The organism is Anaerocolumna chitinilytica, assembly GCF_014218355.1.
GTDB lineage: Bacteria > Bacillota > Clostridia > Lachnospirales > Lachnospiraceae > Anaerocolumna > Anaerocolumna chitinilytica.
On record NZ_AP023368.1, the window covers coordinates 4,266,868 to 4,278,710 of the forward strand.

Sequence of the window (11,843 nt, forward strand, 5' to 3'; positions counted from 1 at the left end):
ACCTGTTATAAACTTTGATTCTCATATCTTTTCTAAAATTATACGTTTCCTAATATCGGAAGTCAACCAATGTATTATCATAATTTGGAAGTTTTAAAGAATATCTATTCCCGTATTACCCAAAAAGGGCTGTCGCAAAATGAAGCCCTGCGGAATATGGTAATTCCATATCCGCAGAGATACCTTTGTCGGCAGCCCCAAAATTGTTGTATCGGACTAAATACTTCCTATCTAAACAAACAGGTTGTTTCCCAGGTCCATAAACCCATGAAAGATTGTATTAGTAAGAATATTATTGTATTTTCGATGTAAAAAGTTAAACAGAATATGCCAGAAAAATAATAGAATTAACCAAACTACGTTACCACCTATAAATGCCAATGCATTGCTGCCTGCAAGTGCCATTTGAAATGGAATATGCATAAAGCTAAACATAATTCCAACTACAATAACAGCAACACTGTCCTTTTTAATCAATCCATAAATACGTGTCTGGATATATCCTCTGAATGCAATTTCCTCAGCAAAGGCAATAATGACAAAATAATAAAAGATGCCATACAATACTTTGTTTACCTGATTAAAGTGACATCCTGACATTACTGCAGGTATAACATTATTAAAAAGGACCATACAGATTCCTAAAATACTTCCTAGAATCACTGCTTGCTTTGCTTTACGTAAAGATATAGCCAAGGAATTTATTTTTTGCTTTCTTAATAAAACAAAAATTACACATAAAACCGCTAATCCAATATTACAGGCAATGCCCAAATAAAGGTGATTTGCTAAATATATTTTGCCCATACAATAATAGACAATTAAAAAAATCAAATAATAAAGCAATGCCAAAATACCATCTGCCTTTGTATAACTTGCGGTATTTTCTTTGTATTCTATATCTGTGCGAAATATATTTTTCACTTTTTCTCTCATATTGTAATTCCTTTTCCTAAAGATAATTAGAAACCTTTCCCTAAATCTGAGTATATCCTAACCAACCACTCCCAGGTTCCAGGATATTCTTTTAAAATAGCAGTTTTTATGTCTGCTCCCGTTACGTGATTTCTTAATAAAAGCTCCACTGCTCCATGGGCGGCTGTTTTTCCTATGGCAATATTCCCATTTGCTACATCACCAAGTGCAATTCGTGTAGCAGTCGCACTTGCACCTATGGCATAAACTCCCCTTGCCATAGCACCAATTGACAGATACCCCATGGATACTGCACCTAGGGCTATCAATCCTAAGGATATGCTGCCCGCTGCAGCTAACCCTGCCGCAAATACCGCCAAGGAAAGAATTCCAAGAGCCAGAATCCCAATGCTGACTACTCCTAAAGATAAACAGCCGATTGAGATAATTCCGACAGAGATTACCCCAATACTAATAACACCTTTTGCCTTATAACATCCACGCCCAACATTGATATGAACAAGCGGCAAATTTCCTATCATTTTATTACTCTTATATTCATAATGATGGGGGTCTCTTGCGCTGATAATGGTATCCATCTTAGCGTTTAATTCCTCATAAAATGTATTCTCGGAAGAAGTATATTCTCTTCCCACCAGTTCATCCAGGCTGATATGGAATAAATCACCTAATTGCACTAACTTATCCATTTCAGGAGTTGTTTGATTTAATTCCCACTTCGAAACTGTCTGTCTGGAAACACCGATTTGGTTCCCTAATTCTTCCTGTGACAGACCTTTCCCTTTTCGTAAATACATCAGTCTGTTTCCAAATTGCTCTTCCATAATTGTTCCTCCTTTTTCCACCCCAGTGTATATTCTGTAAGCTAAAATGTCTACCAATCCCAGCTTGAAATCTGTCAACCAAACTTAACATTGCAGTATTTATCATAGTTTCAGCGATTATAATATTTCTATATTTTAGGTCACAAAATTATCTGCTGAAACAAAGTTCATTATTACTTCAGTATTTATTTTAACAAATCTTATCCATTATAACATTTTTTTATCAAGATGAAAGCATAATTCAATTGTGCATTTAACTTCAAATACCACATAGCCAGCCAACCATGAGCTTCAAAAAAAATAGCACTTACAGATACTTAATCTGTAAATGCTACTGATTTACTCCTTCCTAAATCTTTATATCAGCAAGAATACCTGCTGCTTTAAGCTCATGTAAGATTACTCTTCCATTACAAGAGTTTCAAAAGCCTTTATTGCATTGTCTCTCATCTTATAATCAAAGATCCCATTGTTTATCAGCCTAATTGTAAAAAACATATTCTCTGCAACAGAAATCTTATAATCACTCATAAATGACTCGTAAGAATAATCTCGTATAGTTTCACAGAGACATTGATAGTAATAGTCCAGAAGAGGTTTTACTTTCTCTTTATCAGGTTCGATATGAAGGGCCAGCAGCATGGCCAAATCCTCAGTGCACAATCCCATTCTTACCGCTTGAAGACCGATAAATCTGACTGTCCTATCATGGGTTTTTGACAGTAAGGTTTGACCCGGATGAAAGTCACCATGAATGATGGTTATATTCTTACCAGCCTTAACTCTTTCCTCTATCAGTTTCGGATATTCCTCCCTCAGAAGTTGAATTGCAGCCTGAAAATAATCCTGTTTCTTCCTATCTAGCTTATCTTCAAAACCCATCCAAACTTTAGGCAGGGTGCCTTCTTCTGCTTTTTTTCTGTACTTTTTATAATCCTTTTCCAAACAGCTTATATGGGCGAGAATATTCTCCTTGGATTCTAATCTCCAATCACAGCCAATTTTATCAAAGGTCTCTGAGTTTTCCCAGAAAGCCGAATGAAAATCAGCTAACGCCGATAATATGGCTTTATAATTCTGCCTGATTATCTCACCATTAGCATTACTTTCATCAAACTCATAACCTTGTATATAATCTTCTGCTAAATCCTCCAACAGGACAATTTTCCTTTCCATATCAATATAATAAATAAGTGGAATTGCCATGGTATGTTCTTTAAGGAAATTTATATTGTACAATTCAGTATCACTACTTCCATAGATTTTTTCTAATAAGTTCAAGTCCTTTTGTGAGGAAGATATCCGTACCCTGGAAATAAGAGTACCCTCTTTTTTCACCGGCTTACCTTTAGTAATTGTACAATACCCAATATTGGGATATGCCTTATATACAGCATTCAGGATTATATTATCATCCAGACCCAGGTTGCTTTTATCATTTGATTTCAACTCTATTTTTTGCATTACGCACTTTGCAATATATTCTGCCTGCTGTTCCAAAAGCCTCGGCTTTTCCGCTTCTATTTTCTCATCGAATGAATAAGCCGGCATGATTATTTCGTCAATGGTGCATTGGAATATTTGTGCTAATATGGGTAATAAGGTTGTTTCCGGTAAAGTGTGACCGTTTTCCCATTTACTGATAGCTTGTGAGGAAATATGAAGCATTTCTGCTAGCTTTTCCTGGGATAACCCTATACTTTTACGCAGGGCAGTAATTTTAATTCCTACTTTCTTTGTATCAAGCATAAACTCTCCTTAGATTTCTATATTCAACGTTGATAATATCATTATACTTACTATCCTATGAGAAACCATATAAAAAACAGGAAGAGTATACAACTATAAGTTAACCCCTGACCATGAAATCAATTAGAAATTTCTATCCATTTTTCCAACCATAAATACTGTTCATTAAGAAAGTTCTCATCCACACAAGCTAACCCCTGACATTCAATAATGGTAGCTTGAATGTCGAAGTGGCGAAGAGCTATAAAATCAAAAACAGCCTTTTCTTCTTCCTTGTATAACTTAAAATATTCCTCATACCCTTTCAAAAACTCCCTTAGATTCTTTTGTGTTTGAATATAACCATTTCTAAAATTATCAGCAGATAAGTCGAAATAATCTGTAGCATCACAAAATGTTGCAATATCATATACTGGGCTGGCAATGGCACAAGCATCAAAATCAAAAAACACAATTTCATTTCTTTTTTGAATCATATTTCCGGTATGCAAATCTCCATGGATAAATCCCTGCGGTAAATCCTTTATATGTGCCCATAAGTAATTACCTAATTCCAAAAATTTATTGATACCATGATATTCTTTCTTTTTCATAATATCCAGATATCGATTTAGAAAGAAATCATAACCATGAACAGCTATCTCACCAGCATAGGGTTCCATTGATTTTCTCATCCACCCACATTGTTTGCCAATATGAATCAAACTGCTCTCTTTCTCCGGACATTCACCTTCTATATACTCATACAGTACTACAATCTGGCTATTATACACAAAATATCTGTTTCCGCTTAATGTCAATGCAATATAGGGAACGGGAAAATTATTATCTTTCAGATAAGTCATAACTTTTATGGACTGCAATGCCTGCCTGGTATATTCTTCCCGAAAAATCTTAGCTATGTATCGTTTGTTTCCATTTGTCACTTCATAAACTTGTCCGATCCAATCCCGTATCATATTCAGTTGATTAAAACCATTTCCATAGTGTAATCTAAGCTGTTCAAATAAGTCCACTTATTATCAGCCTTCTTTCTTATTTATTTAAAGAATACAGGAAAGTCATCTCTTACAAGCTTTCCTGTATTTTATGCGGGACTATTTAACTTATTTTGAAGGGCTAAAATCTAACGTATAAATATGATGTAAATATTGCTGACCTCTAAATTGGCAGAGTTCTGTTTCGCCGTTAAAAGTAAACCCAAACCTTTCGACTAGTCTGATTGATTTTGGGTTACCGACATATATATGTGCACGTACTTGACTTACCTTCATGTCATGCTTGGCAAAATCGAGAATTGGCTTTAGTGTTTCACTCATAAGTCCCTGTCCCCAATACTTTTCCTGAAGATCATACCCAATATCAACACAACTTTTATTTTTATCCCAAATATGAAAACCGCAGGTACCAATCTTTTCGCTGTTATCTTTTAGCGTTAATATCCAACGATGCTGTATTCGAGGTTCCGGTTGTATATAAAAATCAATTATTTCATCCGCTTCGTCTATACTGCTTAATGGTTCTGCATCGAATAGGTATCTATTTACTGTATCGTTTGAAAAATGGTCTAGAATGAAATTTCTATCTTCATAAGAGATATTTTTCAATAATAATCTCTCCGTTTCAATCTCATGAAAAAACATAATATACTCTCCTTTTTGAAGGATTACTGGTATAAAACCCTCCATCTAATGTTGTTTATTATCATTGCCATATCCTCCTTTCCTCAAAATATTTATTATACGCCAATTTGCGTTATAACCAGAATTAGATAGCTAACAGGCACTTTAATAAAAATCAGGTACCATTTATCTTCCATACAAAATAACATTTTATTCAAATTATTACAACATCTTCTCATAATGGATGCTTATAACTTTAAGTTCTTTTAAGTAGAACGGTAGTGGCTGACTCTCCATGTTCTGTATAATTAAATATATTTACAAAGTAATATCAACTTCATATTTATCTTCAATCAAGATGTAATCACACATTGCCTCTTTACACTTTTCCAAATTATACTTATTCTCACTAAGAAGCATTTCTCTTGTACAATATTTTGCATCATCAATATCTCTGCTTTCAATGTCACATGCATGACTTAAAATATCCTCATAATGCTCATAAATATATTTCTCACTGAAAATCAAACAAGTATATTTTATATGCTTTAAATATTCATCACTAAAATCATTATAATAATCAAATGGAATATAGCATCCTTCTATCGTTAAATTTTGATGATTTTCAATACAGGTTTTGACGATTTCTCTGGTTATTGGCCAAACTGCTTTCATTATATCCTCTATATCGTCTTCCGGTGTTATTGTACTGAAACCACTTCGGATTAAACCCATTTTTAAATGGTCTTGTGATAGATACGTGAATCCATATTTATTTAATAGCTTTTGAGCAAGTACCGTTTTCCCGGTATGTGAACTTCCGGCGATTAAAATAATCACACTAATTTCCTCCATTAATCGTAATTAATATATCCTTGATATCTCGTGGATAACCCGGATACAATGATATTGCCACACATTTATTCAATTTCATCTAAAAAAGTCATAGTGACTGCTTGAACTAAGTCCATTCCATCAAACTTTGAAGGAGAAAAGAAATCTTCCGTACTATAGGTTCTCATGGTGTTACCACTGTCATAAGCCATAATAGCCACCGGTATCTCTTTGTTTATTTCTATCTTTTTATAATCTACAAGAAAAACATGAGAAGATACTGCAATATTATTATCGGTATACAACGGCTCAGTCTTATAAGAAGCTACACCTGTTGTATTAACATTGAGATCAATCACATAATTATCTTTCAAGATCATTGCAAATGTGCCTTCCAATCTATCTGTTGATTTATCAGCTTCCCCTATCGACACCTGTCCTTCTCTGATAACGTTCCAACTATCTTTATCCTTTAAATAAACTATAATTTTAAGACTTTTTGCACTCTTTGGTGCTTTAAAAGAGATTAAATCTGTACTTTTTTCAATTCCCAAGGTCTGAAGAAGATATGTATCACTTTTTTTTAGCTCATAAGGAGCCACACCTTCCTTATTGAGTATTTTGGGTAAATCTGCTTTATTAGAACAAGCAGATAATAATATCATAATAATTAATAAAAAACCGAAATAATACCTTTTCATCCTTTAACCCCTCATATTTAAATCTTATTTACAAGACCATTTGTTAAGGCATATGTAACAATAGGTCTAAAATAAAAAATAATGTATCTCAATTATATAGTTCCAAATATAGGAAGTCAAACAGTTAATCAAAAATATTCAAGCATTATCTCCACATAACACTTGTATGTAAATCAGAAAATACTAGAGATTTATTTAGTTGTGGATTATCTTCGAACCAACTATCTATCCACATCCATAACAAGCTTCTAAAATCAATTAATATATTATCTTTACTTCCGTATTTATAAGCCAAATCTGATATGCTTGGTAATGAGTGCTGTAGTTCTTTGTCCATTTTATGAAACATTTCAATTATTTCATCACATGTCATTCGTAAGTAACTATCAATGTTACTCGGAGTTGCTACCAAGAGCATCATTCTTGATGTAAGATTTGGCAACTGTCCCTTCTTAATTAAGGAAATCCACTCTGCTTGTAGTTTATTTCTTTTCGCGTTATAAAGATTTTTTTGCAACAGAAATCCTGGTAATTTCTCACTATCCTCTTGTGTTAAAAATTCATTTTTTATTTTTTTAGCATTTCCGCGATAGTCTAAGAGAGTAAAGGAGATAGTGCCACCCAAATTATTTAATATAGAATAAAGCTCTTCTAACATTTCTAAATTACTATGTAAAATGAAAACTGTGTTATGGTAATTAACCTTTTGCTTACTTAACTCAGTTGCTAATTCAATTAAATATTGGTAATAACCTTTGCATTGAACAAATGAATCATGAAACACTTCATTCCCAAACCATGAAAGATTTGCATTTGTTACTTTACACTCATTTTTCAAGTATGAAACCCATTCTGATAACTTTCTACCAGAGCGAATTGGAGTTCCGTTTAGATTTTGGTATCCAGCGTAAGCGGATATTTTTCTATCTACTTCCATTGCGTGAGGAAGTTCAGGGTAATCAGAGCAGTTATATACACATAGTGAAGTATTAATGCCAGTAGCAGCTCTAATTCCTTCAAATTTTAAAGCTAATTGTTCAAGTTTATCATAAGGAATTTGCTGTATTCTATCGTCTCCTGAACATAATAGGCAATGCTTGCATTTACATTTGCAATATGATACTAAACCATTAATAGTTAATGAGACATCTTGTAGGTTCAACTCCATTACTAGGTCCTCCCAAAAATAAATCTAATTTATCAAACAAATTATAGTGAATTAAATTAAAATAGCCTTAATTAAAGTATTACTTATTTTCTTCCTGCTATAATAACATGATTACTTGCTCCTAACACTGATTTTTCGCGACATATATTATAATGATAATTGCACCAAATATCAAATTCAGCAGTATTAAAGGAGTCTACTTTCTCTCGTAGCAACGGAGATATCCCATCCTGTGCAAAATGTTCAATTACTTGTAACCCATTTCTTTTGTACAACTCTTCCATTTCATCCAAGCTAGAATAATAAGTATCAGTCCAAAAACATTTCTCGTCATCATGTTTCAGAACCCCGGTATTGATTAATTGATCTGCTAATTCTATGTCCAAATATTGTATATCACTCAAGGCCACATATTGAAAAACGTAATATTTAGGAATATATGAAGTCACTAAAATTCCACCCTTTTTAAGAACCCTTAGCGACTCAGAAAAACATTTATGCCTTTGAGTTTCAGTAATTAAGTGATAAAATGGTCCCATATTAAGAACAATGTCAAATGATTCATCTTCAAAAATATTCATATTTATTGCATCTAAAACTGAAGTATTCATGTTGTATTTTTTATCTTTTAATTTATCATTAATGAATTCAATATGTCTAGGTGTAATATCTGTAGCCGTGACATCATACCCCTTATCAGCTAGATAAAATGCATATGCTCCTGTTCCGGCAGCACAATCTAAAACTTTCATATTATCATCAAATAATTCATTAAATATCCTAATTGTAGTAATGAACTCAATTTTTCTAGCATTATTGGTAGTTAGTCTATCTTCTTCTCTGGAACTTTCATAGCTTTCAACAATAAAATTTCTCAAATCGAAAACCTCCTTTAATACAATAAAATTAATTTATATTACTAAAAAAAGCTCCCTCCTTTACTTAAACTTCAAGGACGAGAGCGTAAGCTTCGAGTTACCGCCTTAGTTTATCTGTAATTTACATAACAGATCTTAAACAAGTACGTAATAAGATCAATACTCTAACGCTGTAAACGGCATGCCAAGCGTAGCCTATACTTTTTTTCGAATTATAAGCTTAATACCAATTATTGTCAAGAATTAAATATTATATTTATTGTTATTAAACTATAAAAAAAAACTAAGCCATATTGTATGGTACACATATTCATTCAGTAATAATTTATAAAATATAGAAATCTTAAAAAAGCGCTTTTCCAGTCAGGAGAAGCGCTCATATAACACCTTTATATGTATTCACCGATAAGTCCAGCGATGCTGTCAAAGGATTTTCTTGCCTTTGAAATAACTTCAGGTTTTCCAGAATTAACACAGAATCCATTGAATTCCAGAATCATGTCCAGATCATTGAAATTATCTCCAATAACCAACACCTTCTCTTTCGGTACTTGCTTTAAATGCATGTATCGAAGCAATCCAGTAGCTTTATTAACCCCTACCGGAACTATATCAATACAAACACCGTTTTGAAAGGCGGTTACATTCTCAGAAAACAGTTCGTTGATTTGCTGCGTACATTTATTTGCCTGCTCTTCATTCTCATACTGAGTGCTAAGCTGCGTAAAATATGTAATCTTATATAAATCCTCCATTGAAATACGAGTGAATTCAGGTCCTGGCTTACATTTCATATTTTCACTAATCCAATAGCCGGCTTCTCTATCAACCTCTATTCGACCGATTGCCGCATGAAAACCTCCTGACTCCAAAATGAGTGAAACTAATGAAGGAAGCACCTTACCATCTACAGTCTTCTGCTCAATGGGAGCAGCCTCATTTTCATAAATCAAACCACCATTATTGCATAGAAGATAATCATAATCTATCTGATAGCGTTCTAGTTCCGTTTTAATACCGCAGTAGCCACGTCCCGTGTTGACTCCAAAAAGATTACCAGCCTTTCGCCATGCTGCAATAGCAGCCTTGTCCTTGTCCGATACAGTACCATTCTGTGTTAAGGTACCGTCAAAATCGCTTGATAAAATATACATATTTGGCTCCCATCTGCGTGCTTTAGCACGCGTACAAAATCAGGGGGAGTGAAAGATTTATCTTTCACTCTTTCACCTCGGTGTTATTCTATCATATCTTTTTTGAAAAAGATAGCTTCGTATTTATTTCATTATGAGTATCTGATTAATCCCATTGATTAGTAAATAAGTATATTTTCCATGAAACATCAACTGTTCGCATTCAAAAGGTATATGCTTATCCAATGTACCTTGTTTCATATCAATATCTATGTTGCTCTTGACTGGATTGGCATTTGAGGCTCCGCCATCGTTGAAGGCGATTTTATTATATTGTCCCAACATACTATTGCCAAGTTCAATATACTTGCCAAGATCAAAGCTCATCCATGCCATGTCTCCTGTTATATACATCCTTTGATCCCAAGGGTTATAGGTAATTGATTGTGATGGAATATATTTGTTGTCACCATCTCCTATCAGATCCTGTATTAATACCGGAACTTGTGTAATTACCAGAATTTCACCTTCTACTTTCAATTGATAGAATGCATATCCATACCATCCACCCGCACCTCTGTTTTTAGAGTAAGGAATCATGGAATATCCAGTGGCAGCATCTATCATGGTAAAATTTTTAAAAAATTTACCTATCATTTCGTTACCTTTAACTATATTTTTTCCACTGCTATCTTTATATGTTCCTGCCGCCACTTTTGTAAGCTTAAGCTTTTCACCTGATATTGACAGTTCTTGAAGTGTCTGCAATCCCGTTGGTATATCCGCACAAAGTACATAAGCCTTATCTCCTATGGTGGCAAGCGTCGCACCGTGCATTGTAGGAATAATCCCTGATATGGCTACTAATTTCGCTTTGAGAGCTCTTTTCAATTCGGAAGTACTTACCCTTGTTTTTGAATCCTGCAGGGTACGAGTATATTGCTCTTTGAAACAAATAACGAAGGAACCCGTATTATAATTATTTGTATCATTGTCATATATGATATAGATATTACCAGCATCGTCAACTTGCACACCTTGCTGAGATTTGAAATTATATTGTATTCCATTATACTCCAATGTCTCTTCAGCATAGGGTGAACCGATATATGATTCGAACTTACCGCCTTCTAATTTCCCGTTGATTAGACCCTTTGCAGTAATTTTATTGGACAATAACTTGGGTTCCGGTAATTTAGTATAAGAAGTATTTGGGATACCGATGTTGGATGGTAATCCCTTATTCAACGTAAACAAATTACCATATGGATAGTTCTCGGTACTGCGAGCAGTCAATTTCTTTGTAAGTGTGGTATCCTGCTTCGGTACAGATGTTACTTGCACATAGGGAAGAGTAGGAGTCATGATTACTTTTTCGTAGTCGTGCACATCCTTCTTATTATGAAAAGTGTATTCTGACTTCGGCTGATTCTTCGTGGAGGGTATAATCCCACCTTTTTGTGCTATCTTAACCTCGATTCCCTCAACAGGGTAACCATATCCATAGGTTCCGGCTTTTTGACCATTCTTTGCCCAAGCCATCCATCCAAAACCACTTGATTTTACATGATAAAATACATCAAACTTGTCTGCCAAATCCCCAGTCACCATTATACTAATTGCTTCCACCTGTTTCTTTTTGACAGTGCTCCCAGCAACTGCATTATCCTTAACATATGTACTCCAACTTGATTCTAAGTTGACTTGATATAAAATTGACCCGGTCATATTCTTAGGTAAGTTGTTAATCTTCAGTTTGACTGCTTCAACACTATTCCCGCTAACTCCCGAAAAAGCACCGTTAGAAACAATTCTTTGCCATCCCTTATCTTTTACATAGGTCTGGTAACTTACGCTTGGACTAAGCGCACCCAGGGCATCAACAGGTATTATCGATGCAATTATAAAAACAAAAAGAAATATCACCAATCGTTTCATGTACCTTCTCCTCTTTTATCCTAAAAATGTATCTGAATTGCCTCTTATAGCGAATTAATC

11 protein-coding genes are annotated in these 11,843 nt (G+C 34.1%); all 11 read right to left on the reverse strand.

Annotated elements, in window-relative coordinates; translation table 11 throughout:
* Window positions 1-231: 231 nt before the first annotated feature.
* The 11 genes from bsdcttw_RS18585 to bsdcttw_RS18635 all read right to left on the reverse strand — a co-directional run bounded on the left by bsdcttw_RS18585 (window position 232) and on the right by bsdcttw_RS18635 (window position 11,783).
* Complete coding sequence (locus bsdcttw_RS18585) at window positions 232-936, reverse strand: CPBP family intramembrane glutamic endopeptidase (protein ID WP_185256312.1); 705 nt, start codon at window positions 934-936, stop codon at window positions 232-234.
* 26 nt (window positions 937-962) lie between these two features.
* Window positions 963-1,760, reverse strand: a complete 798-nt coding sequence (locus bsdcttw_RS18590; protein ID WP_185256313.1) for a helix-turn-helix domain-containing protein — start codon at window positions 1,758-1,760, stop codon at window positions 963-965.
* Window positions 1,761-2,159: 399 nt separating this feature from the next.
* Window positions 2,160-3,509, reverse strand: coding sequence for a helix-turn-helix domain-containing protein (locus bsdcttw_RS18595; RefSeq protein ID WP_185256314.1), 1,350 nt, complete (start codon window positions 3,507-3,509; stop codon window positions 2,160-2,162).
* A 119-nt stretch (window positions 3,510-3,628) separates the two neighbouring features.
* Window positions 3,629-4,525: a phosphotransferase enzyme family protein gene (locus bsdcttw_RS18600; protein ID WP_185256315.1), complete on the reverse strand. Its 897-nt coding sequence runs from the start codon at window positions 4,523-4,525 to the stop codon at window positions 3,629-3,631.
* A gap of 90 nt (window positions 4,526-4,615) precedes the next feature.
* Window positions 4,616-5,152 carry a GNAT family N-acetyltransferase gene (locus tag bsdcttw_RS18605; protein ID WP_185259874.1) on the reverse strand — a complete coding sequence of 179 codons (537 nt, stop codon included), beginning with the start codon at window positions 5,150-5,152 and terminating at the stop codon, window positions 4,616-4,618.
* Between the two features lie 297 nt (window positions 5,153-5,449).
* The gene (locus tag bsdcttw_RS18610) at window positions 5,450-5,971 is read right to left on the reverse strand and encodes an adenylate kinase (RefSeq protein ID WP_185256316.1); all 522 of its coding nucleotides are present in this window, start codon (window positions 5,969-5,971) and stop codon (window positions 5,450-5,452) included.
* An 80-nt stretch (window positions 5,972-6,051) separates the two neighbouring features.
* On the reverse strand, window positions 6,052-6,666 hold the full coding sequence (locus tag bsdcttw_RS18615) for a hypothetical protein (RefSeq protein WP_185256317.1): 615 nt from the start codon (window positions 6,664-6,666) through the stop codon (window positions 6,052-6,054).
* 145 nt (window positions 6,667-6,811) lie between these two features.
* Complete coding sequence (locus bsdcttw_RS18620) at window positions 6,812-7,834, reverse strand: hypothetical protein (protein ID WP_185256318.1); 1,023 nt, start codon at window positions 7,832-7,834, stop codon at window positions 6,812-6,814.
* Window positions 7,835-7,917: 83 nt separating this feature from the next.
* A complete protein-coding gene (locus bsdcttw_RS18625) occupies window positions 7,918-8,712 on the reverse strand; it encodes a class I SAM-dependent methyltransferase (protein ID WP_185256319.1) in 795 nt (264 codons plus the stop codon).
* 389 nt (window positions 8,713-9,101) lie between these two features.
* Window positions 9,102-9,866, reverse strand: a complete 765-nt coding sequence (locus tag bsdcttw_RS18630) for an HAD-IIB family hydrolase (protein WP_185256320.1) — start codon at window positions 9,864-9,866, stop codon at window positions 9,102-9,104.
* Window positions 9,867-9,989: 123 nt separating this feature from the next.
* Window positions 9,990-11,783, reverse strand: a complete 1,794-nt coding sequence (locus bsdcttw_RS18635) for a hypothetical protein (RefSeq protein WP_185256321.1) — start codon at window positions 11,781-11,783, stop codon at window positions 9,990-9,992.
* Window positions 11,784-11,843 lie beyond the last annotated feature (60 nt).